20 protein-coding genes are annotated in these 25,602 nt (G+C 61.0%); 4 read left to right on the top strand and 16 right to left on the bottom strand.

Annotation, left to right across the window (positions count from 1 at the left end; genetic code table 11):
• Positions 1–95: 95 nt before the first annotated feature.
• The gene (locus ACM6IT_RS13480) at positions 96–932 is read right to left on the bottom strand and encodes a sulfotransferase family protein (RefSeq protein ID WP_056726993.1); all 837 of its coding nucleotides are present in this window, start codon (positions 930–932) and stop codon (positions 96–98) included.
• Between the two features lie 313 nt (positions 933–1,245).
• On the opposite strand from ACM6IT_RS13480, the gene ACM6IT_RS13475 reads away from it, so the two are divergent.
• Both ACM6IT_RS13475 and ACM6IT_RS13470 read left to right on the top strand, forming a co-directional pair.
• Entirely contained in the window at positions 1,246–1,833 is a 588-nt protein-coding gene (locus ACM6IT_RS13475; protein WP_056726994.1) for a phage tail protein, read from the top strand.
• Positions 1,834–1,887: 54 nt separating this feature from the next.
• Complete coding sequence (locus ACM6IT_RS13470) at positions 1,888–2,199, top strand: DUF6916 family protein (protein WP_056726995.1); 312 nt, start codon at positions 1,888–1,890, stop codon at positions 2,197–2,199.
• Positions 2,200–2,221: 22 nt separating this feature from the next.
• On the opposite strand, the gene ACM6IT_RS13465 is transcribed toward ACM6IT_RS13470, so the two are convergent.
• From ACM6IT_RS13465 to ACM6IT_RS13430, 8 genes are all read right to left on the bottom strand, one after another.
• Positions 2,222–2,719, bottom strand: coding sequence for a GNAT family N-acetyltransferase (locus ACM6IT_RS13465; RefSeq protein WP_056726996.1), 498 nt, complete (start codon positions 2,717–2,719; stop codon positions 2,222–2,224).
• An 11-nt stretch (positions 2,720–2,730) separates the two neighbouring features.
• Positions 2,731–4,827 (bottom strand): biotin/lipoyl-binding protein, encoded by a 2,097-nt coding sequence (locus tag ACM6IT_RS13460; protein ID WP_414918168.1) that lies wholly within the window; start codon positions 4,825–4,827, stop codon positions 2,731–2,733.
• Positions 4,828–6,147, bottom strand: coding sequence for an efflux RND transporter periplasmic adaptor subunit (locus tag ACM6IT_RS13455; RefSeq protein WP_414918167.1), 1,320 nt, complete (start codon positions 6,145–6,147; stop codon positions 4,828–4,830).
• On the bottom strand, positions 6,144–6,917 hold the full coding sequence (locus ACM6IT_RS13450; RefSeq protein WP_056726999.1) for an efflux RND transporter periplasmic adaptor subunit: 774 nt from the start codon (positions 6,915–6,917) through the stop codon (positions 6,144–6,146). The genes ACM6IT_RS13455 and ACM6IT_RS13450 overlap by 4 nt, the downstream gene beginning before the upstream one ends.
• A gap of 79 nt (positions 6,918–6,996) precedes the next feature.
• Complete coding sequence (locus tag ACM6IT_RS13445) at positions 6,997–8,484, bottom strand: efflux transporter outer membrane subunit (RefSeq protein WP_414918166.1); 1,488 nt, start codon at positions 8,482–8,484, stop codon at positions 6,997–6,999.
• Positions 8,481–9,545, bottom strand: coding sequence for an HlyD family secretion protein (locus tag ACM6IT_RS13440; RefSeq protein WP_414914081.1), 1,065 nt, complete (start codon positions 9,543–9,545; stop codon positions 8,481–8,483). The genes ACM6IT_RS13445 and ACM6IT_RS13440 overlap by 4 nt, the downstream gene beginning before the upstream one ends.
• 26 nt (positions 9,546–9,571) lie before the next feature.
• On the bottom strand, positions 9,572–11,104 hold the full coding sequence (locus ACM6IT_RS13435; RefSeq protein ID WP_414918165.1) for an MFS transporter: 1,533 nt from the start codon (positions 11,102–11,104) through the stop codon (positions 9,572–9,574).
• 224 nt (positions 11,105–11,328) lie between these two features.
• Positions 11,329–12,249, bottom strand: a complete 921-nt coding sequence (locus ACM6IT_RS13430) for a LysR family transcriptional regulator (RefSeq protein ID WP_414918164.1) — start codon at positions 12,247–12,249, stop codon at positions 11,329–11,331.
• A gap of 182 nt (positions 12,250–12,431) precedes the next feature.
• Between ACM6IT_RS13430 and ACM6IT_RS13425 the strand changes: the two genes are divergently transcribed.
• The gene (locus ACM6IT_RS13425) at positions 12,432–13,397 is read left to right on the top strand and encodes an RHS repeat-associated core domain-containing protein (protein ID WP_414918163.1); all 966 of its coding nucleotides are present in this window, start codon (positions 12,432–12,434) and stop codon (positions 13,395–13,397) included.
• A 109-nt stretch (positions 13,398–13,506) separates the two neighbouring features.
• Here the strand turns inward: ACM6IT_RS13425 and ACM6IT_RS13420 are convergent, their stop codons facing one another.
• From ACM6IT_RS13420 to ACM6IT_RS13390, 7 genes are all read right to left on the bottom strand, one after another.
• Positions 13,507–14,373 carry an ABC transporter permease gene (locus ACM6IT_RS13420; RefSeq protein WP_414918162.1) on the bottom strand — a complete coding sequence of 289 codons (867 nt, stop codon included), beginning with the start codon at positions 14,371–14,373 and terminating at the stop codon, positions 13,507–13,509.
• Positions 14,374–14,394: 21 nt separating this feature from the next.
• On the bottom strand, positions 14,395–15,255 hold the full coding sequence (locus ACM6IT_RS13415; protein ID WP_414918161.1) for an ABC transporter ATP-binding protein: 861 nt from the start codon (positions 15,253–15,255) through the stop codon (positions 14,395–14,397).
• A 5-nt stretch (positions 15,256–15,260) separates the two neighbouring features.
• Positions 15,261–16,286 (bottom strand): ABC transporter substrate-binding protein, encoded by a 1,026-nt coding sequence (locus tag ACM6IT_RS13410; protein ID WP_056727007.1) that lies wholly within the window; start codon positions 16,284–16,286, stop codon positions 15,261–15,263.
• Positions 16,287–16,304: 18 nt separating this feature from the next.
• Entirely contained in the window at positions 16,305–17,192 is an 888-nt protein-coding gene (locus ACM6IT_RS13405; protein WP_414918160.1) for a TauD/TfdA dioxygenase family protein, read from the bottom strand.
• A gap of 383 nt (positions 17,193–17,575) precedes the next feature.
• On the bottom strand, positions 17,576–18,940 hold the full coding sequence (locus tag ACM6IT_RS13400) for an HlyD family type I secretion periplasmic adaptor subunit (RefSeq protein ID WP_056727009.1): 1,365 nt from the start codon (positions 18,938–18,940) through the stop codon (positions 17,576–17,578).
• Positions 18,930–21,086, bottom strand: a complete 2,157-nt coding sequence (locus tag ACM6IT_RS13395; protein ID WP_414914075.1) for a type I secretion system permease/ATPase — start codon at positions 21,084–21,086, stop codon at positions 18,930–18,932. The genes ACM6IT_RS13400 and ACM6IT_RS13395 overlap by 11 nt, the downstream gene beginning before the upstream one ends.
• Positions 21,087–21,128: 42 nt before the next feature.
• Positions 21,129–22,478 carry a TolC family outer membrane protein gene (locus ACM6IT_RS13390; protein WP_414914074.1) on the bottom strand — a complete coding sequence of 450 codons (1,350 nt, stop codon included), beginning with the start codon at positions 22,476–22,478 and terminating at the stop codon, positions 21,129–21,131.
• A gap of 356 nt (positions 22,479–22,834) precedes the next feature.
• On the opposite strand from ACM6IT_RS13390, the gene ACM6IT_RS13385 reads away from it, so the two are divergent.
• The coding region (locus ACM6IT_RS13385) for a retention module-containing protein (protein ID WP_414918159.1) at positions 22,835–25,602 on the top strand (2,768 nt) is incomplete at its 3' end.

Genomic DNA, 25,602 nt, shown 5'->3' with positions numbered 1-25,602 from the left:
TGACTTTGCCTTTGCCCCGTCAAAAATGGTCCACCACATGCTGCTCACCCGAATTCGAACGAATATACGTAAGGCATCAATGAAAAACGCCGCGATCAAATGTTCGCGGCGTCGGACTTCATACGAATGACATTGGCGGCGCTGGCAGAGCCATCGAGCCAAAAGGACAAGTCTGAGTATTGCTTGAACAGATCCGGCGGCAGGATGGTGCGCCGGGCCTGGACGGCAACCTTGGGCCTGACCTTGTGCAGGCCGTTCACCCCGAGGGCTTGATCGAATTCCGGGGCGTCGTATGCCAGGTTTTCGAAGTCGTGCTCGAACCAGGGTTCGTCGACAAAGTCGTAGACCAGCCGCAGCACCCGCTCCGGAGCCTGGGTCAACAAGTCATAGTCGATGATCAGCAAGGAGTCGGCATGTTCGCCGTAATAGGCTTCCTTGAGCGCCGCCCAGGCAAATCCCACCAGCCGATTGCGCTGGGCCAGGGTTTCGCAACGGCTATAGACGGTGTTGCGCTCGACGGCATCGCCGAAGAGTTTGGTGTTTTCATAGGGATTGGCGCGGTAAAGCCGCTCGATGCTGTCCATGATCCAGGCAACGTTGCGCACACAGGCAATCACCTTGGCCCTGGGAAACAGATCGTTGATGGCCGGCAGCCGGGCGCTCCAAAGACGGTTGGTGTCGAACACCACCGACTTGTCGGCCTTGTCGGCGTAGAAGGAGTCAAACAGGCCGCGCAACAGACGGCGGCGCATGTCGGTGTCGATCACCGCGCCGAACTCGCTGCCAGCGCTGCACTGCTCCAGAACACCGGAAAACAGGGAACCCACCGGGCTGGTCATTCCGGCATGGAAACGCGGGTTCTGCAACAGGATTGCAGAAAGCAGGGTCGAGCCCGAGCGCGGCAAACCGGAAATGAAATGAAAATGGTGCAAGTCCCTTCACCGTTTTGATAGTCCTTTGTAGGACAAAGCGTAGTCGATCGATAACGCCTCGACTAGTGGTGTTTTGATATCAATTTGAAGCTAAACCGACCTGATACCGAGCTTTGCGCAACCAGTGAAGGACTTTAACGACGACAACCCTGGGGAAGCGTCCATCGGACAAAACAACCTCGCCACGATACCCACAATCTACGTCTACGCTGTGACGTGGCGTGACCGAGCCACGCAAAGAAAAGGAGTCGACACCCCCAGGTGCCTGGCAGCCGCGTGGCGCGCCAACCACCAACCTGAAGGATGAGGATTCATGGAAGTATTTATCGGCACTATCCAGCCTTTCGCCTTTGATTTCGCCCCCCAGAACTGGGCCCTTTGCAATGGCCAGACGTTGAGCATTGCGCAATGGAGTGCATTGTTCTCGCTGATTGGCGTGAACTACGGCGGCGACGGCCAGACCACCTTCATGCTACCCAACCTGCAAGGCCGCTTACCCATGGCCCAGGGCACCGGTACCAATCTCAGCCCGCGCACCATTGGCGAGATTTCCGGTACCGAAAACGTCACCGCGACCATCGGCAACATGCCCAACCACACCCACCTGTTGTCCGGACTGACCGCCACCACTACCCTGCAACTGGCCAATCCCTCGAGCAATCCCGTAAACGCGCCAACGGCAACCAACTCCTTCATCGGCGCTTCGAGCGGCGGACCGGGGACGGCGAATATCTACTCCGATCAACAAGGAGCGTCGGCGGTGGCACTCAAGGGCGTAAGCACCACCGTCACCGGAGAGATTGCCTCCACGGGCGGAGCCCAGCCCATGAGCGTGATGAACCCGTTCCTGGTCATCAACTTCAGCATCGCCCTGCAAGGGTATTTTCCATCGCGCGGCTGAAGATTCGCCGGGGGCCGCACGCCCCCGGCACTGTTCATTTTTCGGAGCCTGATCATGTTGCAAGCGGTTCAAAGCCATCATTTCCAGGCCCTGCTGGGCCAGACCGTCGCCCTACGCCTGCCCGACGGCAGTGAATTGCCGATGCAGATCGAACACCTTGAAGACTCACCCGGCGCCCGCATGCGCAACAGTGAGCGCATGCCATTCAGTGTCGAGCTCAACAGCCTGGTCCCGACCGATTTTGTGGACGGTCTATGCATGCTGCAATTGCCGGAATTGGGCGAAGTGGAAAACATTTTCGTTTCCCGGGTGCCTTCGATGGGACGTGATCCGCAGCGAGGCTACTTCTACATCGCCTTCAACTGACCCTTTCTGGCTCGCAGTGCCTTCAGCCTTGCGGATACCACACCAGCCGTTGTGCCGCGACGTTGTATTCCTGCACTGCAAAGCCCAGCGCCAGGTAATGCGCAAGCGCATGGGGATTGCTGGCCCAGACCACCGTCGCCACCGGGCAACGAATCTGTTGGGCGGCTTTCTGCACCCCCTGCAATACCGCCCGCCCATACCCCTGCCCCCGCGCCGCCGGGATGAAGGCCAGATACAGCACGCGAATCTCGTTCGGCCCGAAATCAGTGCTCAATGCGCCGATCGCAGTACCAAGCTTCTCAACCACGTAATGCATGGCATTGGGGAAGTTTTCACCCAGTCCTTGCTCCTGCACCTGGAACTGCTGGGCCACAACCTGCTCGACCACCTCCACACTGTCGTCGATCCATTGCAGGTCCGGTCGGGCCGATTGATACAGGCGCTGCAAAAAAGGCCCATCACTGGCTAGCGAAGGCCGTACCACCAAACCTTCGGCTGCCACAGCACTGCTGTTCGCCATCGTCGCTCTCCTTAAAAACCGCTTTCCCTGACCCCCAGCGCCGCCACGCGTCGCCAGGCGCCCCCCAATAAAGACTCGCCACCGCCCTGCAACACGACCACGCCACGCAACGGCTGCACCGGCGTCGGCGCCGGTTCGAGGGTCATCAACCGCGCGCCGTATTGCGCCTGTACCGGCTCGGCCCGTTGATGCTGATCGCGACGCACGGCAATCGGTCCGTGGTGATCGGAAGTCAGTGCCTCCTGATCGACAAACGCCACCCCGTTGGTGTCGATTTCGCTCAATTGCACCGCAATCGCCGGGTGCATCGGATCATCGGCGATAAACCGTCCGGTAGCGCCCGGTGCCACGCGCCAGAGCTCTGCCTCGGCCAGATAGCCGCGCAAGCGCACGCCGTCCTCGACCACCCTGGCCAGCGGCTCCCGGGTCGACAGCCAGCGCCCCACCGTCCATTGCGACAGCAGGTCACGCACGGTGCCGGCATGGGGGGCACGCAATAGCAACCGCTCGCGCTGAGCCGCCAGCCCTCGGTATTCGGCGACCGCTTCGGCCAGGCGCTGCTCGACGATGGCGGCATCGGAAGCCGTTTCGCTGCGGCCGGCCTGTCGGCGCATTTGCAACTGCTGAATCTCGATTTCCCGGCGCGCAATAGCCTGGCGCGAATCGAGATCCGGGGACTCCAGCTCGATCAGGACTTCGCCCTGCGCCACCGACTGTCCGTCATGCACCTTCACGGCTTTGATCCGTGCCGCCACTGGCGCGTGCAAGGTGCTGACCCGGCCCGCTTCCAGCATGGCCGGCACCTCGACGGCACTGCGCCAAGGCAGGATAAGCACCGATAACAGTCCGAGCAGCACCAGGCTGCTGAGCAGCACCCGCGGTCCATGCGCCTGCTCGCGGCGGCTCCACCACTGGCGCCACTCACTCATGATGGGCACAAAGATGAACCAGACCAGCTCCACCAGCATCAGGAAAATCCCCAACACCTTGAAAAACAGGTGATAGACCGCCAGAGCGATCCCAAAAAACAATGCCGCGCGCCATAACCACGAGCCATACCCCCAGATCAGCAAACGCCGTTGCATTGTCGGCGACCAAGGCTCCGGCGCCGCTGCGCCGTAGCCGAATAAAAACTCGCGCAGACGCCACCGGCACAGGGCAAACGCCCGACCTTGCAGGTTATCGACCTGCCAGAAATCGCTGAGCAAAAAATAACCGTCAAAGCGCATGAACGGGTTGAGATTGACCACCAATGTGGTGATCCACGTGGCACTGGCGAGCATGAACGCCGCGGTGCGGGCGGGGCCGTCGGGCAGCAACGACCACGCCAGCAAGGCAATGCACGCCAACAGCAACTCCGCCAGCACGCCGCCAGCGCCAATCAGCAACCGGGCCTTGCGATCATTGACCCGCCAGGCATCGCTGACATCGGTATAGAACATCGGCAGCAGCACCATGAACGCCACGCCCATGCTCTGCACCCGACAACCGGCGCGCTTGGCCATGAACGCATGACCGAATTCGTGGCAGAGCTTGGCGAAGAACAGGGACACGCCAAAAGCCAATGCACCGCCAAGGCTGAACAAATGCGGAAACGTCGCGATAAATCGCTGCCAGTCCCGCGACACCAGAAACACCCCTAACCCCAGCACAGCGGGTAATCCATAGCGCAGCGCTTGCGGGCCAAAGCGCTCCAGCCAGGGCCAGGCGCGATTGAGAAAACGCTCGGGGCGCCACAGCGGAATACGAAAAAACAGGTACTGATGCAGCAACACTTGCCACAGGCTCCGGCGCTGGGCATCCGCTTTAACGCTGTAACTGGCACGCTGCTGGGGATCGAGGGCGGTAATCAGATCGTGACTGCGCAAAAAAACCAGCAACTGCTCCAGATCCGCAGCGTCCAGCGCCAGTCCCGGTTCGCGATTGGCCGCTTGCAGGACCTGCTCGGGCTCACCCAGCGACCAGTGGCGCAACAAGCGCATCGCCGTCGTACCGAGCTTGAAGTAACGCCCCCGCACCGGGTCGGCCAGCGTCCAGCTGGGCGCACCGTCCAGCGCCGGCGCTGCCGGGGACAATTGCAGGTCGGCACGCAGACCGGGCAGGTTCACTTACAAGCCCACGCTCTGACGTAAACCGGCCAACGGTCGACGCAGCAGGTACAACGCCAGCGGCGCCCTGTCACCGAAGATTTTTGCCGTGCCGCGCAAACCGATGCGCGGAGGCGGCGCGTCGAAATTCGCATCCAGCCGATAAGCCAATTGCCCGCCCGCCGTGGGTTGCGCTTCATAAGCCGAACGTTCGAGCCTGGCCAGATGCCGTTGCAGCGGATCACTGTCGAGGAACAGGGCGACTTCAGCGCCGGGCTCCAGGGATATCGCGTCCCCCACCGCCAGCTCGATACGCAATTGCGCCTGGGTCGGATCGGCGATTTCCATCAGTCGCTCGCCGGTCTGCACCGGCTTGCCAGTCCAGCGTTCGGCATCGGCAAACACCGCAATGCCATCGCGCTCGGCGCGCACTTCGCTGCGCTTGAGCAGTTCACGGGCGTAATCTCGCTCGGCGCGTTTCTGCTCAACCCGGGCAGCCAGCAAATCCAGTTTCGAACTGGACTCGGCATCGGCGAACGAACGCTGGGAGTTGGCCTTGAGCTCCGCCTCGGCAACCCCGAGGGCACGTTCGGCGACATCAGCCTGGGCCTTGAGCGTGGTGCTTTCGAAGCGCAGCAGCAGATCGCCGGCCTTCACCGTCTGATTGGGTTTGACCAGGAACTCGGCAATCACACCGTCCAGCGGTGCGGCCACGACCCGCCCCCCCAGCGGCACCACTTCGGCCGGTGCCAATACGGACTGGCGCACCGGGATGAACAGCCCGAGCAATAGCAACGCGACCAGCAGCGCCTGGCGTCTGCGGGTCCAGCGCAGACGCCATGGCTTGCGCGGTTGCAATGCCTGCCAGGCGTGGCTGTAGGTATCGCCCAATTGCGCCAGCAGGACTTGTTCGGCAGGGTTCCACGCAACATCCCGGGCTAGCCACAACCCGCCGAACACCTCGCCCCGGCGATCGATCAGCGGCAGCCAGAACACCTGCGCAGCCGACAGGCTTTGCCATTCATCCTGCAGCGACTCGCTGAGCACATCGGCGGCAACGACCCGCGCCTGCTGCAACTGTTCGCCCTTGAACAACTGCGCCACTGCCTGCTCGACGAACGCTACAAAGGGTGAGTTCGGCTCCACCGTACTGACACCGGTCACGGCCTGCACCTTGCCGGCGATCAACAGTGCCGCATGGCGAAAACCAAACAGTGCCTGGCCATCATTGACCAGGCTGTAGGCCAATTGGGCGGGCGTTTGGGCTGCGCGGGTCTGGCGCTCAAGATCAAGGAAACGTGCGAATACCTGTTCGGCACCGCCGCTCACCGGCGCGTTCACCTGGACTCCGCGAAATGCGCCGTGCCGCTCATGCCCGCCAGCAGCCCGCTGGCGTCGGGCACGCTGGCCACCAGCAGCAGGGTCTGGCTGCCTTCATCGATTCGTGCGCCCAGGCGTTTGACTGTCGCGTCCAATGGCTTGCCGGTTTCATCGGGGACAAAGCTGAAGGTCTGGCCGGGCTTGAGTCGGGCCATCCAGCGCGAGGGCACCAGCAGGTGGATTTCCAGGGTGCGATTGTCGACCACGTCCAGCAATGGCGCACCGGCAGGTACGCTTTCATAGCGCTGTACCTTGCGTTCGACGACCTGGCCATCGAACGGCGCCAGCACGCTGCAGCGCTTGACCTGCACTTGATACACCTGGGACTGCGCCTGGGTTTCGCTGACCTTGGCCTCGGCACGTGCCACTTCGAAACGCCCGACTGAATTCAGCGCGGCCAGTTGCCGGTTGTGCGCCAGCTCTTCACCCGCGCCACGGCTGGCCGCTTGAGCGGCATTGAGCTGCGCCTGATAGGCCGAGCAATCGAACCGCGCCAGGGTATCGCCCTTCTTGAACGATTCCCCCTCGCTGAACGGCAACTCGACAATCCGCCCAGGCACCTCACTGGCCAGTACGGCCTGATCCCGGGCCCGCAATACACCGCGAGCCTCGGTGCTGGTCGCAGCACTGGCGCCTGCATCCATTTGCGCAAGCGGATCGTCTGCCCCAGGCGTTTGCGCCTGGACAACGCTTGCGACGAAGACCAACCCCAACACACAGAAAATCCGCATGACCGTACTCCCTTTCGGATCAATCGAGTCTACGGCAGCGGTGACTAGCGTCAAGCAGATGGCCATCATTCCCTGCGTATTAACGCTGCGCGGTCTCGGTCAACGGATACACCGACTCCCACCCCCCACCCAAAGCCTTGTACAACCCGACGGCCGCCAGCGACACGCCGGTCGAACTCTCGACCCACTGCTCCTGAGTCGCCAACAACGCCCCTTGCACAGTGAGTACGGTGACGAAATCCACCACACCCTCAACGTACTGCTGTTGCGCGGTGTCCAGAGCAATGCGGTTCTGGCGCACGGCTTCGGCCAGGCTGTCGCGGCGCAACTGGCTGGCGTTGCAGGCGGTCAACTGGTCATCGATTTCATGCCAGGCACGCAATACGGTTTGCTGATAGGCGATAGCGGCTTCCTGTTGTTGTGCTTCGCGTAACTCGAGTACGCCACGCAAGCGGCCTCCGTCGAACAACGGCAAGCTGAACTGCGGGCCGATCCCGAACGAACGCGAACCCCAGGAGCCGAAGTCGCTCAGTTGCATGGCCTGGGAACCGATGTTCCCCGACAGGGTGATTCGCGGATAGAAATCGCCCTTGGCCACGCCAATGCTGGCAGTGGCGGCATGCAGCCGTGCTTCGGCCTGGCGAATGTCCGGCCGACGTGCAGCCAGTTGCGATGGCAGGCCGATGGCGACCTGACGCGGAGTCTGTGGCACCGGTGCGTCTGTGGATAACTGCGTCGCCAATGCCTGGGGCGGTTCGCCCATCAACAGACTCAAGGCGTTGATCAGTTGCCACTGGCGCTGCTCCAGTGCGGGCAGGCGCGATTCGATGGCCGCCACCTGCGCGGCAGCTTCGGCGACATCCAGATCCGTCGCGACGCCGTCGGCCAGGCGCAACTGCGAGAGCTTCAGACTATGGCGGGCAACGTCGAGATTCTGTTCGGTGACGAGCCGGGTGTTCTGCACACCGCGCAGTTGAATGTAGTCCTGGGCAGTTTCGGCCAGCACCGACAGCAGCACGCCGCGTCGGTCGTTCTCGGCGACTTCCAGGTTGGCGTCGGCCGCTTCGGTTTCCCGCCGCACGCGCCCCCAGAAATCCAGCTCCCAGGAGGCGGAAAAGCCGGCATCCCACAGGTTGAAGGCGGATTGGCCGTTGTGTCCTGACGGGTCGTTCAGGCCTTCTCCACTGTTGCGGTTGCGTCCGTAACGACCGCTGGCCGCCGTGCTGGGGTAGCGCTCGGCGGTGATGACCTGACGAACTGCGCGACTTTGCTGCAAGCGGCTGCTGGCCAGCTTCAGGTCGAGGTTGTCGGTCAGGGCGCGTTGGCTCAGGGCCGCAAGTTTGGGGTCGTGGAACACCTCCCACCAGCGCTCGGTCATCGTTTCGGCGATGGCCTGGCTGGCGGCTGCCCTTGATGGTTTCGACCATTCGGCGATTGGCTGTGCCGCAGGCTTGTGGAAGTCCGGGCCGACGGTGCAGGCTGACAGGCTCAGCACAAGCAAGACAGAAAAAATCAGGCGAGACTGATGACCTCTTCGCGAGCAAGTCGGATCGCCGCATATCTTCATCGCTGAACAACCTCTTTCGCCTTGGCGGTGGCCGTATCAATACTCGCCTCCACCGACATCCCCACCCGCAAGCGCTCGGCCAGCGACTGTCCCGGCTCCAGCACAATCTTCACCGGTATCCGCTGCACCACCTTGGTGAAGTTGCCGGTGGCGTTGTCCGGTTTGACCGCGGCAAACGTCACCCCGGTGGCCGGTGCAATGCTTTCGACACGACCGTTCAATGCCGCACCGCCCAGACTGTCGACGCGCACTTGCACAGCCTGCCCCGGCTGCACATCCGTCAGTTGGGTTTCCTGGAAATTGGCCATCACGTATGCCTGCGCCAGCGGCACCACCGCGAGGATTTTGCTGCCCGGCGTGACATAGGCGCCGACCCGCACCGCGCGTTCGCCGACCATGCCGTCCTGAGGCGCGACGATCCTCGTATAGGACAACTCGTAGCTGGCCATTTCCAGCTTCGCTTGCGTCCGTTTCAGCCCCCCTTCGGCCCCATCGCGCTGGGCCGTGAGGATCTCCACCTGCTTGCGTTCCGCCGCCAGTACTGCCGTAGCGTTGGCCAGCCGTGCGGAGGCCTGGTCGATGCGTGTTTTTGCCTGTTGTGCGTTTTGCACCGTGCCGGCGCCCACCCCGGCGAGGTGGTTGTAGCGGCTCAGTTCGTGCTCGGCAAAGGCCACTTCCGCCTTGGCCGAAACCACCGAGGATTGCGCCTGGGCAATCACTGACGCCTGGCGCTCGAGGGTCGCCCGGGCGTTTTGCAGTTGCGCCCTGGCCACCAGCGTTTCGGCATCGGCGGCCTCGGCGGCGGCGCGTAGATCCCGGTCGTCGATCAGTGCCAGCAACTGCCCGGCCTTGACCTGCTGGTTGTCCTCCACCAGCACTTGCTTGATAAACCCGGCAACCCGCGGTACCACCAGGGTGAAATCCGCCGAGACGTAAGCATCGTTGGTGTTCTGCCGGGTACGCTTGCCGAACAGGCCGGGCATCGCCAGGTACAGCAACACGCCGACGGCCAACGCGGCGGCCACGGCCACCGCGACTTTCTGTTTTGCTTGAGTGTTCATAAAAGCCTTCTGTATCAGTAGAGCATTCAGGTCGGTGCGCGCGGTGGAAAGATCCGCGTCGGCAGCCAGAAAATCAACAGGATCAAGGTCACGGCGAGCCCGGCCATGCACAGGTAAAGATCAGAGGAAGTGAGCACCACGGCTTGCTCATGCAGACGATGAGCGAGACTTGCGCTGTCGTGCTCGGCCAGCGGCGAATTGCCGAGGCGATCGACCAGCATGGTCGAGTGAAAATGCAGGCGTGCCGTGGTCAACGCCTCGATCACCCCGGTGGCGATGACCGCCGACAGGCCTTTGACGGTGTTGAACCAGGCCGATGCGAACGGCCCTTCCATCGGGTTGATGCTGCCGGTGGACAGCATCAGCAGCGGCAACACTGCCATGGGCTGACCGAAAATCTGCAGCCATTGCAGCACATAGAAATCGTCGCGAATCCACGCGGACGTCAGTTGCGAGCCGCCGACGCACGACAGCGCCAGCATGCTCAGGCCGATGCCCAACACCCAGCGGCAATCGACCCAGCGAAAGTTGCACAGCGCCGCCACCAACGGCAGCGCAATCAATTGCGGCAGCGCCGCCAGCAGCATGATCGGCGCGGTCTGCACCGGGCGATAACCCTGGACTTGCGCCAGGTAGCTGGACGGAATAATGATCACCGCCTGCAACACCACCAGTACGCCCGCCAGGGTCAGCAGGGCGAAAGACAGGTTACGGATACCGAGCATCTGCATCTTGAAAAACGGAATCGGCTGCGACCACTCGCCGGTCAAAAACAGCACCAGCAACAACAGCCCGCCGCCGAGCAATCCGCAGATCAGGCTGGACTCGAACCAGTCCAGGCGGTTGCCCTGCAGGATGCCGATCACCAGCATGCAGATGGCGGGAAAACCCAGCAGCACACCGCGCCAGTTGAAGGACTTGAAGCGCTCCAGGCGCAGCGGATCCCGGGGCAAGCCGTACGCCACCGCGGCCATGGCAATCAGGCACGGCGCGATTATCTGCCAGAAGGTCCATTGCCAGCCGACATATTCGGTCCACAACCCGGCCAACGGCGTGCCCAGGCCCGGGCCGAACGTCGCCGTCAGGGCATAACCGGCCAGGCCATACAACTTCACGTTGGCGGGCAGAAATCGCAGGGCCACTGTCATCAGCATGGGTGGCAATGCACCGCCCGCCAGGCCTTGCAGGGTGCGCAGCAACAACAGGCTTTCGTAATTCGGGGCGAAGGGGCACAACACACCCAGCAGGGTGAACAGGCTGATGGCCCACAGGGTGAAACGCCGCAACGAGAACGTCACCGCACACCACGGCGCGAAGGCCATGGCCGCTACGGAAGTCGCGGTGTAACAGGCCACCAGCCAGGTGCCTTCGTCGTAGCCGATGGCCAACGCACCACGGATGTCGGCCAGGGCGACTTTGGTCACCATCTCGTTCAGGCCCGACACCAGCACCGCCAGCAACACGCCCACCAGGCCGATGATGATCCGCGGGCCGAAGACGGGTGGAGCCGCTGCCATGCTGGCCGCAGCAACAGGTGCCGTGACCGTAAGGGAAGTCATGTACTGCAAGCTCCGGCGTGGAAAGACCGAAGCATTCTAGGAAGCGTGATGCCTGACGAAAATCAACTTATCGGCAGGTTATAAGTGCGTCTTACGCAACAATACAAAACCCCTTGTGGGAGCGGGCTTGCTCGCGAAGGCGTTGGGTCAGTCGGTGTCAATGTTGAATGACAAATCGCATTCGCGAGCAAGCCCGCTCCCACAGGGGGAAATTGCGCTCGACCTCAGTCCGGCTGCGCAGCCAGCCACGTCTCATCGCAACACGCCTTGAGCGTTTCACGCAGCCAGCGGTGGGCCGGATCCTTGTCGAAACGCGGATGCCAGGCCTGGGTCAGCATCAGGGTCGGCAACGGGATCGGCAGGTCGAACGAGCGCAGCTTCAGGCCGAGCCGTCGCACACTCAGCAAGGCTTCCTTGGGCACCGGCAGAATCAGGTCGGAATCGGGCAAGGCAAACATTGCCGCATGAAAGCTCGGCGCGATCACCGCCACCCGCCGCTCCAGCCCCAGGGCATTGAGCGCGGTATCGATCGGCCCCCGGGCAATGCCGCGCCGGGACATGCTGATATGCGAGAAGCCCGCGTAACGCTCTGCCGTGATCTCATCGTCCAGCAGCGGATGATCCTCGCGCACCAGACCAACGAAGTGGGTGGAAAACAGGTTCTGAATCTTCACTTCCGGGGTCAACGGCCGGGTGTTGCTGACGCTCAGATCGATCCGCCCTTCGCGCAACGCCTCATCATCGCCATCGCCTTCCGGGACGAAACGCAGTTCGCAGTGCGGCGCCTGCCGATCAAGGGTGTCGAACAACTTGCCGCCGTAGACACCGACAAAGAAGTCGTTGGCCCGAATACTGAACCGCCGCCGCAGCGAGCTCAGCTCCACCGCATCGGCCGAACGAAACAGCAACCCGGCCTGCTCCACCACACTGCGCACCTGCTCGCGCAACTCCAGCGCCTTGGGGGTCGGCACCAGGCCACGACCGGCGCGCACCAGGATCGGATCGCCAATGGCTTCACGGATGCGCGTCAACGTCCGGCTCATGGCCGCCGGGCTCAGATTCATCCGCCGCGCCGCGCCGACCACACTGCCCTCGTCGAGCAAGGCGTCGAGGGAGACCAACAGGTTCATGTCTGGGAGTTGCATGGTGAGCACTCATGGCTGATCTTGGTTGAGTCAAATGCAATGCTAGCAAACATCCTCCGAATGATGCTTTGACTGTACCGGCCCAAAAGTACGGCTCGAACCACTATCAGTTCTGATAGTTCTCAAGCCTGACTCAAGCGAGCAATACTCAAGGCCCGCCCCACTTCCACGAAGCTCCCGATATGAGCCAAGCCAAACCTGATGATGTTTCAGGCACCCGCAGCGCCCCCCGGGCAGTGCTGCTGGCAACCGACCGCAGCCAATCCATCATTGGCGAAATCGTCGATGGCCAAACCAAAACCATCGGTTACTCCGCCTACGGCGAGCAGTCCGCGCAGCAGAAAGTCGAGACACGGCTGGGGTTCAATGGCCAGTTACGTGAGGCGGATATCGGTTGGTATTTGCTGGGTAACGGCTACCGCGCCTACAACCCGCGGTTGATGCGTTTTCATAGTCCGGACAGCTGGAGCCCGTTTCGTGGGGGTGGGTTGAATGCGTATATGTATTGCGTGGGGGATCCGGTGAATCGGGTGGATCCGACGGGGCATAGTTGGCAAACCTTGATTGCCAAGTTACGCAGTCTGGCTTCGGAATTTCATTTGCCCAATTATCGGGCTGTTCCAGTACCAAAAAATATCGTGAGCATTGCAGACGGTGCTGCCGCAGCGCGCGCTATGCATAAAGGTCAGAAATTTGCGAAAACAAGTGACATGTCCGCGCTTACCGACGCCGCTGACTATATTGGCGGCAAGAAGCCCAAGATCAATTGGGGAAACGATGGGGGGGAGTTACACGGAACAGCAAAATGGGGAACTGACAGCTTTCCCAATCACGTGTCAATCGAACCTGCTTCATCAGGTTCGAAGCGCTCTATTCCTGTGGTGGGGAAAAGTCACGCTAAAACCTTATCGGGAAGACCGAGTAATTTTGAATCACCACCGAGTTACGAAAAGGCAACGTCCAAACTCAAGCTCTGGAACGCCAATACTTTCGCGGAATCGCAACGGGGCAGAACCTTTGTGGTGGCCAGCGGAGCTCCTCACGTCAACTATCCTGTAATAGATCTTGCTCATCCGATTCAGGCGATAAGACAACCAGCAGTCCCACCACCTCCGCCGCTAATAGTCGTTGTTCCGCCGCCAAACTAAAAGCCAGGCTATAACGCAAAGCAGTAACGAATGTATTAGGTAAGGTTGGGAGAGCTGTCTTCCGCATGCGGCTGCACGGACTGGGTAGTCCCACCAACCTTATCCTCCTCTACCGCACCATCCCCCACCGCCTAACCGTCACCCGCTCCAACGAATCAAACACCAGGTTCTCCACCAGCAACCCAATCAGAATCACCACCGCCAACCCGGCAAACACCTTGTCGGTGTACAGCTCATTGCGATTCTGAAAGATGTACCAGCCCAACCCGCCCTTGCCGCTGGTCGCACCAAACACCAGCTCGGCAGCAATCAACGTCCGCCAGGCAAACGCCCAGCCGATTTTCAGCCCGGCGAGAATTGACGGCAGTGCCGCCGGAATCAGGATGAACAGCACGAAACGCATGCCCTTGAGGCCGTAGTTGCGCCCGGCCATGCGCAGGGTTTCCGAGACGCCGAGGAAGCCGGCGTAGGTGTTCAGCGCCAGTGCCCAGAGCACCGAATGCACCAGCACGAAAATCAGGCTGTTCTGGCCCAACCCAAACCACAACAGCGCCAACGGCAGCAGGGCGATGGCCGGCAAGGGGTTGAACATCGAGGTCAGGGTGCTAAGCAGATCGCGACCGAATTGCGTCGACACCGCCAGTGTCGTCAGGGCAAACGCCAGGACGATGCCGATCAGGTAACCCTTGAGCAGCACCACCAGGGAAATCCAAACCTTGCCGAGCAATTCGCCGCTGAGCAGGCCGTCGTACAGTGCGTGAGCGGTCTGAAGAAAACTCGGCAGCAGCAGGTCGTTGTTCTGATACCGGGCAACGGCCTCCCACAGCACAGCAAGCAAAATCAGGATCAGGCTTTTGCGCAGCCAACCTTGCTGCCACAGGCGTTGACCGAGGGGTAACTCACGCTCCAGCGGCACGCTGGTCAGTGGCTGCAAAACCGTTTCGAACTCTTCACGCGGGGATGATAAATGGCTCATCGGGCCCTCCTCTCAACTGGCTCAATAAGCGATGCGGATGTCGGCGAAATCCAGCTCATGCGAGGCGTTCGCCACATCACCTTCATCGAACAACAACCGATGAATGCGTCGTGCCGACTCCTGAAACGCCACGCCACCGAGGCTGTGCAAATCGTATTGATGGCTGTGCACTTCCGCCCGCACCCGCCCCGGATGCGGGGACAGCAACAGGATGCGATTGCCCACCACCAGCGCCTCTTCTATGGAATGCGTGACGAACAGCAGCGTGAAGCGAACCTCCTCCCAGAGCAGCAGCAATTCCTCCTGCATCTTGCGTCGGGTCAGCGCATCGAGGGCGGCGAAGGGTTCGTCCATCAAAAGGATTTTCGGCTGCATCGCCAGCGCACGGGCGATGGCGACCCTGGCCTTCATCCCGCCTGACAAGGTGTGCGGATAGGCATCGGCAAACGCCGCCAGGCCGACCTTTTCCAGATAGTGCAGCGCTCGCTCTTCGGCCTCCCTGCGCTTGAGGGTTTTCGAGGCCAGCAGTGGAAACATCACGTTCTGCTTCACGGTTTTCCACGGCGGCAGTTGGTCGAACTCCTGGAACACCACGATCCGGTCAGGTCCCGGCGCATCGACGCGCTGGCCTTGCAGACGGATCTCGCCTTCCACTGGCTGGATGAAGCCGGCGGCGGCCTTGAGCAACGTCGACTTGCCACAACCGGATGGCCCGAGCAGGACAAAGCGGTCCGCCGGATCGATCTCGAAACTGACTTGATGGGTCGCCCGCACTACCCGCTGCGGCGTGCGGTATTCGAGGCTGACGTTATCGACCGACAGCAGCGCCTGGGCTGCCGCGATCGGTTTGCTGACCGTGTGGCCTTGCAAAGGGGCATTCATGTCGGTCAGCTCCCTTGCAGCGGCTTGGCGTCCTGGAAGAAGTAGTCCTTCCATGAATCCGGTTTGTTTTTGATCGCGCCGACGCGGTAGAGGAACTCGGCCAACGGGTAAGTGTTCTTCGGCGTGACGCTGAATTCGAACTGCGGGTTGTCGATGATTTTCAGCAACGCGGCGCGGTCGATTTTGGCCTTGGTAACGCGGATATAGGTGTCGGCTGCCGCGCCCTTGTCGTTCTGGGCAAACGTGGCCGCTTCGGTCAGCGCATCAATGAATGCCTTGTAGGTTTTCGGATTCTCATTGCGGAATTTCTCGGTGGCGAACAGCACCGTCGGCGAGTTCGGACCGAGCAGGTCATAGGTGTTCAGCACCACGTGCACGTTGGGATTGGCCAGTTCCTGATCCTGGAACGGCGGGTTGGAAAAGTGCCCGCTCAGCTCGGTGCCGCCGGCTACCAGCGCTGCCGTGGCATCAGGATGTGGAACGGCGATGGTGTACTTGTCGAGGCGATTGAACTCCTTGTCGCCCCACTGTCTGGCCGCCGCGTATTGCAGGAAGCGCGACTGCACCGACACACCCACCGCCGGCACCGCGATACGGTCCTTCTCGGTGAAGTCGGCGATGGTTTTGACTTTCGGATTATTGCTCACCAGGTAGTACGGAAAGTTACCCAGGGAAGCCACGGCTTTTACGTTCTGCTTGCCGTGGGTGCGATCCCAGATGGTCAGCAGCGGGCCGACACCGGCGCCGGCAATGTCGATCGAGCCCGACAGCAACGCATCGTTGACCGCCGCGCCGCCGGAGAGCTGGGTCCAGTCGACCTTGATATCAATACCTTCCTGCTTGCCATACTTCTCGATCAGGTTCTGATCGCGCACCACATTGAGCAGCAAGTAAACGATGCCGAACTGTTCGGCAATGCGGATTTCACCTTCGGCGTGGGCCACGGTCGGCGCCACCAGGCTGCCGGCGACCAGGCTGAACCCCAGGCCGATGGCCGCGGCCAGCGGTGCGAATGGAAGACGTTTGGACATGATCAGATCTCCGGCAAATCAGAAAGGCGCGTCGCCCTGGATGGTGGTGCGATACAGCTTGCGGCGCAGATGGCTGGGGCATCCGGCGGCGAGGTGGATCAGCGAACGGTTGTCCCAGAACACCAGGTCATGGGGCTGCCATTGATGGCGGTAGATGTTTTGCGGCAGCACGCTGTGGGCGTAGAGCTCGGTCAGCAGTTGCTGGCTCTCGTCTTCCGGCAGGCCAACGATACGGGTGGTGAACCCTTCGCTGACGAACAACGCCTTGCGGCCGTTTTCCGGGTGGGTTCGCACCACCGGATGCACCACTTCGGCGACCTGAGCGAGTTGCTCCGGGGTCAGGGTCGGACGCCAGTTGCCTTCGAACTTGGTCTCGCTGTAACGCGCCGTGTAGGAGTGCGCCGCCGAGCGACCCTCCACGGCTTTGCGCAACGCGTGCGGCAGGCTGTCCCAGGCTTTGTGCATATCGGCGAACAATGTGTCGCCACCTTCCGACGGCAGCTCCTGGGCATGCAGCATCGAGCCCAGGCTCGGCAGCTCCTTGTAGGAGAGATCGGAATGCCAGAACTTGCCGGCGTCGCCGAGACCGATGTTCTGGCCGTTTTCGACAATGTTGGACACGATGAGGATTTCCGGATGCCTCGCCAGCAGGAACTGCTTGAGCACATGGATCTGCAACACGCCAAAACGGCGGCTGAAGTCGATCTGTTGTTCAGGGGTGATGCGCTGGTCGCGGAACACCACCACGTGATGATCCAGATGCGCGCGGTGGATGCGGGCGAAATCCTGATCATTGATCGGAAGGGACAAATCGAGACCGATGATCTCGGCGCCCACCGCTCCGCTGAACGGGCGGATCTCAAAGAATTGTGGCGCGATGCTTGGCGAAGCTGAAGCTGCAGACATAAATCACTCCCACGCACGGCACGCTCAAAGGCGCGCGCGTCGATCAGAAACTCACGGAGGTCCCGTGTTGGTTCGTGTCGTGCGGCGCGCCGATTGGTCGGCAGGTACGCAGGGAATTGACTTTATAGATATAAGAATTGAAATTTAAATACCGTTAACGAATAACTATATGGCGATTGCTAAGGGAATGGAGGAATCGCGGTGTGACGTTATTTGTCACTTTCTGACAGGGTTGTGGTGTTTGGGCGGACGCTATCGCGAGCAAGCTCGCTCCCACAGGGGTCAGTGGAAACACAAAAATTGCGTTTCAACACAGATCGACTGTGGGAGCGAGCTTGCTCCGGGCGGCGTTCCGACGATGAGGTCATTAGCCTTGATGAAGATTACCGCTCGTGCAGGGCCTCGGCCCGTGCGCGAATGATCGGCTTGAGCAGGTAGCTGAGGACGGTCTTCTTGCCGGTGATGATGTCCACGGAAGCCACCATCCCCGGAATGATCAGCAACGGCTTTTCATCGGTGCCCAAGTGGCTGCGGTCGGTGCGCAGCTTGATGATGTAGTAAGTGGTCTTCTTGTCTTCATCGGTGATGGTGTCGGCGCCGATCTGCTCCAGCTTGGCCTTCAACCCGCCGTAGATGGTGTAGTCATAGGCAGTGAATTTCACCGTCGCTTCCTGCCCAGGATGCAGGAACGCGATGTCCTGCGGGCGGATCTTCGCCTCGACCAGCAAGGTGTCGTCCAGTGGCACGATTTCCACCAGGTCGCTGCCCGGCTGGATAACCCCGCCGATGGTATTGACCAGCAGCTTGTTGACGATGCCCCGCACTGGCGAAGTGACCAGCGTCCGGCTGACCCGATCCTCCAGGGCCTTACCGGTGGCCTGGGCCTTGTTCAGGTCGGTGCGCGCTTCGTTGAGTTGGGTCAGGGCTTCGCTACGGAACTTGCCACGGGTTTCATCGACCTTGCGCTGCACTTCCTTGATTGCCGATTCGGCACGCGGAATGGCCAGGGTGGTGGCGTCGAGCTGACCACGGGTCTCCGCTTCGGCACGCCTGAGGCGAAGAACTTCCACCGGCGATACCGCGCCCTGGGCCACCAACGGCTCGGACATGCTGATTTCCTGACGCTGGAAGCCCAATTGCTGGCGATACTGCGCCTGCTTGGACGTGAATTCGCGCAGCTCTTGCTGGCGCTGGATCAACTGTTCCTGCAAGCCGCCAATCTCGTCGTGCAACTGTTGGCGGCGGCTTATATAGAGCGATTCTTCACTCTTGGCCTGACCCGGCACGGCCTTGAGCACATCCTCGGGGAAGTTCAGCGGGCGATCCTCGACCTCGGCGCTCAGGCGTTCTACCCGCAGCAGCATCGACAACCGATCAGCCTCGGTTTCACCGACGTTCGAAGCAAATCGCGTGTCGTCCAGGCGAATCAGCGGTGCGCCGGCTTCAACGATCTGGCCTTCCTTGACGAACAGCTCGGCAACGATACCGCCTTCAAGGTTCTGGATTTTCTGGATCTTCGACGATGGGATCGCCTTGCCGTCGCCCTTGGTCACCTCGTCGATTACCGCGAAGTTGGCCCAGAGCATCAGGAACACAAAGAACGCAATGATCGCCCAGATCGTCAGTCGCACCACCCGTGGCGCATCCTCGATCAACGCCTTGTTGACCTCAGGTAGCGGCTGGCCCTGAAGTGAAGCAGTGCCTTTGAAGTAGCGACGGATCGAATCCTTACCCGACTTAAGCAACACTGATCTGCCCCTTCTTCAATGCTTCCATCACCGCGGCTTTCGGGCCGTCGGCGAGTATCTGCCCGCGGTCGACCACGATCAGCCGATCCACCAGCGACAACAGCGACGCCCGGTGCGTCACCAGCACCATGGTCTTGTTTTCAATCACAGCCGCCAGGCGCTGTTTGAGGCGCTCTTCGCCGGTGTTGTCCATGGCGCTGGTTGGCTCGTCGAGCAGCAGGATCGGCGGGTTGAGCAACAATGCACGGGCCAGGGCGACGTTTTGTCGTTGACCACCGGACAGGTTCTGCCCGCGCTCACCGACTTGCAGCTCATAGCCCTGCGGATGCAGACGCGCATATTCGTGGACGCCGGCCAGCTCTGCGGCTTGCAGCACCAGTTCGTCCTCGACATACCGCGCGCCGGAAACCAGATTGTCGCGCAAGGTGCCGGCGAGCAATTGAATGTCCTGTGGCACGTAGCCGATGTTGTAGCGCAGCTCGCTGACGTCGATCTGGCGGATATCCACTCCATCGACCAACAGCGCGCCGTCATCTGGCTGGTACAACCCCACCAGCAATTTCGCCAACGAGCTCTTGCCCGAGCCGCTTCGGCCAATGATGCCGACCTTCTCGCCGGGACTGATCGACAGGTTGATGTTCTTCAGCGCCAGGTTCTGCTGTTGCGGGTAGGTGAAGTTGAGCTGGCGGCACTCAATGCCGCCCTGCAGCACCTTGCGGCTGAGCGGACGTTCTTCGAAATTGCGCTCCTGTGGCAGCTCCATCATCTGGTCGACCGAGGTCATGGTCACCCGCGCCTGCTGATAACGAGTCAGCAGCCCGGACAGCGACGCCAGCGGGCTGAGTGCACGGCCACTGAGCATGTAGCAGGCAATCAGGCCGCCCATGCTCAGGTGACCGTCGATGATCTGGTACACGCCGAAGACGATCATGATCACCCCGGCCAGCTGCTGGATCAGCAAGGTGATGTTCATCGCCAGGCCGGAGAGCATTTTCACCCGCAACTCAAGACGACTGAGGGTGCCGATGGTCTGTTCCCACTGATATTGGCGTTCGCTTTCGGCGTTGTTGACCTTCACCGCATCCAGGCCGGCCAGGGTTTCGATCAGGCTCGACTGACGCTCGGCCCCCAGCGCCATGGTCCGCTCCATGGTCGCCACCAGGGGTTTCTGCAAGGCATAGCCGATGGCCAGGGCGATCGGGAATGCCAACACCGGTATCCACACCAGGTGCCCGCCGAGGATCGCGATGACGATAAAGATCAGAATCGTGAACGGCAGGTCGATCAGACTGGTGAGGGTCAGCGAGGCGAGGAAATCCCGCAGGCTCTGGAACTCATGGATGTTCTGGGCAAAGCTGCCGACCCGCGCCGGCCGATATTTCATGGCCATGCCGACGATGCGCTCGAACAGCGTGGCCGAGATGATCAGGTCGGTTTTCTTGCCGGCCAGATCCAGGCACAGGCTGCGCAGGCTTTTCAGGATCAGGTCGAAGAGGTAGGCGCCCGTGATGCCGAGTGCCAGCACCCAGAGCGTCGCTTCGGCCTGGTTCGGCACGACGCGGTCGTAGACGTTCATCACGAACAACGGCGCGGCCATGGCAATGATGTTGATCAGAAAACTGGCGGCGATCGCGTCGGCGTACAACCAGCGCGAACGCTTGAGGGTGTCGCGGAACCATGAGCGCGCACGCGGAATCAGCGTGCCGTGATTGACGTCGAACTTGTGCTGCGGCTGGGCGAAAAAGACCTTGCCGATATAGTCGTCGGCCAGCAGTTCACGGCTGACCAGAGACTCACCGCCATCGCTTTCGCTGAGCAGCACCCGCACCTGATCTTCGCCTTGCCAGCCGAGCAGGACGGCACTGCGACTGTCCTTGAGCAGCAACAATGCCGGCATGGCAATCGCCGGAATATCCTCCAGCTTGCGTTGCAGCACCCGGCCTTGCAGCCCCGCGCGAGCGGCCGCACGAGGCAGCAACTCAACAGTCAAGCGCTGCTCGAACAACGGCAGGCCGGTGGTCAGCATTGCCGCGCTGGCAGGTTTCTGGTGCAGCATGCAAAGAGCGAGCAGACCATCCAGTAACGGATCGTCATGCAACGCGCGCGGATCATGAATGAGTTGAACCCGACTGACTTCTGATTCCACGCTCGGCACTCTTGGCTAACAATTGAACAACGAAGGTCCTGCTCAATTCATACCGGGCAATTGGACCTTGGGCTTCACGTCGTTCTGCACAACGGATGCCAATGGTGCGACCACTCCCTGGCTCTTGAGCAACTCGCCCATGGTCGCCTTGATTCGGTACTGAGTAAATAACTGAATGTTCTTGATCTCCGCCAGACGGCGAGAGGAGGAAAACAGTTCGTTCTCACTGTCGAGCAAATCGAGCAGGGTACGCTCGCCGAGGCTGAACTGACGCTGGTAAGCGATACGCACGGCAGTGCTGTGATCGACGTATTGCTGGGCGATCGGCACCTGCGCGTTGGCATTGTTCAGGGCGTTCCAGGCCAGGCCCAGCTCTTCGTTCAATTGGCGCAGGGCGTTGTTGCGGATGTCCAGCGCCTGGTTGGACAGGTAGGACTTGGATTCCAGATCGGCCTTGTTGCTACCGCCGGCATACAGGTTGAAGCGCATGCGCAGCATGGCTTGCCATTCGTTGTTGTGGCCGTTCTGACCATCGATGTCGTTGTCCGCGGAGCGACCCAACTCAGCATCGAAGCGCGGGTAGAAAGTCGACTTGGCCGTGTCGTATTGCTTCTCGGCAGCGGCGATATCGGATTCGGCCGAGCGCAGGATCGGGCTGTTTTCCAGCATCTGTGCACGGGCTTCATTCAGGTTTGCCGGCATCAGCGCCATGAAACTCGCCGGGCGCTCCAGTTGATCCGGCATCTGGCCGACAGCGGAGAGGTAGTTGGTTTCGGCGTCAGCCAGGTTGGTCTGCTCGGTGATCAGGTTGTTGCGCGCCTGGGCCATCCGCGCCTCGGCCTGATCGAGGTCGGCGCCGCTGCCGACGCCACGCTGGGTGCGCAACTGGATCTGGTCGTAAATGCGTTGGTGGCTCTTGAGGTTTTCCTCGGCCAGGCGCACGAATTCGCGGCGAGTCAGTACGTCGAGATAGACCTGGGCCACGGTCAGCCCGGTACGCTCGGAGGTACTCAGCAGCGAGTAGGCGCGGGAGTTGACGGTGGCTTGTTGACGCCCGACTTCGCTGGACGTCGCAAAACCGTCAAAGACCATTTGGGTCAGTCGCAAACTTGACTCACTGCGATTCAGGGTTTCGAAGTGATTGTTGCCGCCGTCTCGCGTCGTCACGCTATCGGTGCCTTCACGACCATAACCGCCCAGCAGGTCGACCCGTGGCAAGTACCCCCCCTTCGCAGCTTTCAACTGATAGTCCGCTGCCAATCGGCTGTTGACGCCCGCCTGGACCTCCGGATGGACATCCAGCGCTTGTTGCATGGCTTCTGGTAAGGATTGCGCCTGGATGAATGACGCGGAAAGGACGAAAGGTAGAGCCATGAACAAAGGCGAACGCATTGTAGGAATTTCCCAGGACTTCTTGTCTTGAATCACAGCAAAAGAACGCGCTGTGTCGGAAGATGGCAAGCGAAATGACCGTATGTCGGAAAGTTCAAAAGCGGAACTGGATCACATACCGAGGACAGGTCACAGCTTAAATATCAATGTGACATTACTGGGACGATTGTTTAGGATGGGATCCAGAAGGTCAATAGTTTGGCATAAAGTTAATAGCGAAAAAATATAGCCAAATTATTGACGAATTGATGCGTCAAACTTGTGCATCTATTTTGCAATGTACGTCCAGTCTGGTCGGCGCAGATGCCATCAGGTCTATGGAAGTCAACTGAACGTGACACCCCGGAGAGTCTTCAATGAGCAGTGTTGTTGCCATCGTCAAAAGCATTGTTGGTCAGGTTTTCGTGGTGTCCCCCGAGGGCATCCGCCGCGTTCTCGTTGAAGGCGACAAGCTGTTTGCCGGCGATCAGATCGACACTGGCCTTTCCGGTGCAGTGTCCCTGGAACTGGCCGATGGCCGCACCCTGGATCTGGGCCGTGACACCCAGTGGAGCGCTGACGCCCCAGACTCAGGCACTGATCTGGCAGCCGCCACCGCGCAGGCGGCGCCGTCCGTTGATGAGCTGCAACAAGCCATTATCGCCGGTGCCGACCCGACCAAAGACCTTGAAGCCACCGCTGCGGGTCCGACGGCGTCGGGTTCTGGTGGTGCCGCCGGTGGCGGTCACAGCTTCGTGATGCTCGATGCTACGGCTGGCCGCGTCGACCCGACCATTGGCTTCCCGACCGCGGGTATCAACTCTGCCGGGCAAACGACCCTGGAAATCCCAGGTGGCCAGACCACCAATGCCAACGTCAACGCCAATTTCAATACCAACACCGATACCCCGAGTGAATCAGTCCTCAGCCTCAGTGCCACGCCGACCATCACCGAGGCCGGTGGCGTGCTGGTGTACACCGCGACCCTGACCCAGGCACCGCTGAGCGACCTGACCGTTACCTTGTCCAACGGCGCCGTGATCGTGATTCCCGCAGGCTCGACCACCGGCACCGTCAACGTTCCATTGGCTGCGAACGACACTGTCTATAATGACGCGACCCAGATCGAAGTAACTGTCACCGGCACCAGCGGCGGCAACGGCATCACAGTGACGCCGCCGACTACCCCGGCCGTGACCCAGGTCACCGATACCGTCGACGCCACCACAGTCACCCTGACGGCCGGCAATACCGTCACCGAAGGCGGTCAGATTACCTACACCGCGACACTGACCAACCCGGCGCAGACGCCAGTAACCGTCACTCTGTCCAACGGTTCGAGCATTACCATTGCCGCCGGCCAGACCAGCGGCAGCGTGAACGTACCGACGGCGGCCAACGACGTTTATGTCAACGGCAGCACCGTCAGCACCACCATCACTGGTACCACCGGCGGCAACTTCGAAAATCTGGTGCCCAACACCACCCCGGCCGTGACCACCATCACCGATTCCGTGGACAACACCGGGCTGACCCTCACCGCCACCGGCAACATCACCGAAGGTGGCCAGATCACCTACACCGCCACCCTGAGCAATCCGGCCGGCACGCCGATGACCGTAACCTTGAGCAACGGCTCGGTCATCACCATCGAAGCGGGTCAGACCAGCGGCAGCGTCAACGTACCGACGGCGGCCAATGACGTTTACAACAATGGCAGCACCGTCAGCACCACCATCACTGGTACCACCGGCGGCAACTTCGAAAACCTGGTGCCCAACACCACCCCGGCCGTGACCACCATCACCGATTCCGTGGACAACACCGGGCTGACCCTCACCGCCACCGGCAACATCACCGAAGGCGGCCAGATCACCTACACCGCCACCCTGAGCAATCCGGCCGGCACGCCGATGACCGTAACCTTGAGCAACGGCTCGGTCATCACCATCGAAGCAGGCCAGACCAGCGGTAGCGTGAACGTGCCGACGGCGGCCAACGACGTTTATGTCAACGGCAGCACCGTCAGCACCACCATCACCGGCACCACCGGCGGCAACTTCGAAAATCTGGTGCCGAATACCGCTCCGGCCGTGACTACCATCACCGATTCCGTGGACAACACCGGGCTGACCCTCACCGCCACCGGCAACATCACCGAAGGCGGCCAGATCACCTACACCGCCACCCTGAGCAATCCGGCCGGCACGCCGATGAGCGTGACCTTGAGCAACGGCTCGGTCATCACCATCGAAGCGGGCCAGACCAGCGGCAGCGTCAACGTACCGACGGCGGCCAATGACGTTTACAACAATGGCAGCACCGTCAGCACCACCATCACTGGTACCACCGGTGGCAACTTCGAAAATCTGGTGCCGAATACCGCTCCGGCCGTGACTACCATCACCGATTCCGTGGACAACACCGGGCTGACCCTCACCGCCACCGGCAACATCACCGAAGGTGGCCAGATCACCTACACCGCCACCCTGAGCAATCCGGCCGGCACACCGATGAGCGTGACCTTGAGCAACGGCTCGGTCATCACCATCGAAGCGGGCCAGACTAGCGGCAGCGTCAACGTACCGACTGCGGCGAATGACGTTTATGTGAATGGCAGCACCGTCAGCACCACCATCACCAGCACCACCGGCGGCAACTTCGAAAACCTGGTGCTCAACAACACTCCAGCAGTCACCACGATTTCCGATGTGAATGACACCGTCACCGTTACCATCGAAAGCGCTGGTCCGGTGCTGGAGAACCAGGCACCGACTTTCACCATCAAACTCGACCAGAAGCTGGATCACGACCTGACGGTGACACTCAGCAACGGCCAGACGGTGGTCATCGCCGCAGGCGCAACTCAAGTTGGCTATGCATTGCCGGCGCAAGGTGATGACGTCTACAAGGATGGCGGCAGCGCCTCGCTGGGTATCGCTGATGCTAGCGTTGCCGGTAAGACGTTTGAAAATCTGGTCATTAGTGGTCCAGCATCGGTTGCTATCAACGACACCGTCAGCGAAGTCATCGCCACTTTGACCGCGGACAAGTCCACCGTGGCTGAAGGCGGCCAGGTCACCTACATCGTGACCCTGACCAACGCAGCCGGTCTGCCGTTGAACAATCACGGTGAACTCACTTT

It is taken from the genome of Pseudomonas sp. IT-P4 (assembly GCF_949767755.1).
GTDB lineage: Bacteria > Pseudomonadota > Gammaproteobacteria > Pseudomonadales > Pseudomonadaceae > Aquipseudomonas > Aquipseudomonas monachiensis.
The sequence above is the reverse complement of the archived record's forward strand: the minus strand, read 5'-3'. Positions and strand labels throughout refer to the sequence as shown.

Excerpts from the sequence above, each read along its gene's own strand:
- ACM6IT_RS13475 (WP_056726994.1), top strand. The coding sequence starts at position 1,246 with ATGGAAGTATTTATCGGCACTATCCAGCCTTTCGCCTTTGATTTCGCC.
- ACM6IT_RS13470 (WP_056726995.1), top strand. The coding sequence starts at position 1,888 with ATGTTGCAAGCGGTTCAAAGCCATCATTTCCAGGCCCTGCTGGGCCAG.
- ACM6IT_RS13465 (WP_056726996.1), bottom strand. The coding sequence starts at position 2,719 with ATGGCGAACAGCAGTGCTGTGGCAGCCGAAGGTTTGGTGGTACGGCCT.
- ACM6IT_RS13450 (WP_056726999.1), bottom strand. The coding sequence starts at position 6,917 with ATGCGGATTTTCTGTGTGTTGGGGTTGGTCTTCGTCGCAAGCGTTGTC.
- ACM6IT_RS13445 (WP_414918166.1), bottom strand. The coding sequence starts at position 8,484 with ATGAAGATATGCGGCGATCCGACTTGCTCGCGAAGAGGTCATCAGTCT.
- ACM6IT_RS13440 (WP_414914081.1), bottom strand. The coding sequence starts at position 9,545 with ATGAACACTCAAGCAAAACAGAAAGTCGCGGTGGCCGTGGCCGCCGCG.
- ACM6IT_RS13435 (WP_414918165.1), bottom strand. The coding sequence starts at position 11,104 with ATGACTTCCCTTACGGTCACGGCACCTGTTGCTGCGGCCAGCATGGCA.
- ACM6IT_RS13430 (WP_414918164.1), bottom strand. The coding sequence starts at position 12,249 with ATGCAACTCCCAGACATGAACCTGTTGGTCTCCCTCGACGCCTTGCTC.
- ACM6IT_RS13425 (WP_414918163.1), top strand. The coding sequence starts at position 12,432 with ATGAGCCAAGCCAAACCTGATGATGTTTCAGGCACCCGCAGCGCCCCC.
- ACM6IT_RS13420 (WP_414918162.1), bottom strand. The coding sequence starts at position 14,373 with ATGAGCCATTTATCATCCCCGCGTGAAGAGTTCGAAACGGTTTTGCAG.
- ACM6IT_RS13415 (WP_414918161.1), bottom strand. The coding sequence starts at position 15,255 with ATGAATGCCCCTTTGCAAGGCCACACGGTCAGCAAACCGATCGCGGCA.
- ACM6IT_RS13410 (WP_056727007.1), bottom strand. The coding sequence starts at position 16,286 with ATGTCCAAACGTCTTCCATTCGCACCGCTGGCCGCGGCCATCGGCCTG.
- ACM6IT_RS13405 (WP_414918160.1), bottom strand. The coding sequence starts at position 17,192 with ATGTCTGCAGCTTCAGCTTCGCCAAGCATCGCGCCACAATTCTTTGAG.
- ACM6IT_RS13390 (WP_414914074.1), bottom strand. The coding sequence starts at position 22,478 with ATGCGTTCGCCTTTGTTCATGGCTCTACCTTTCGTCCTTTCCGCGTCA.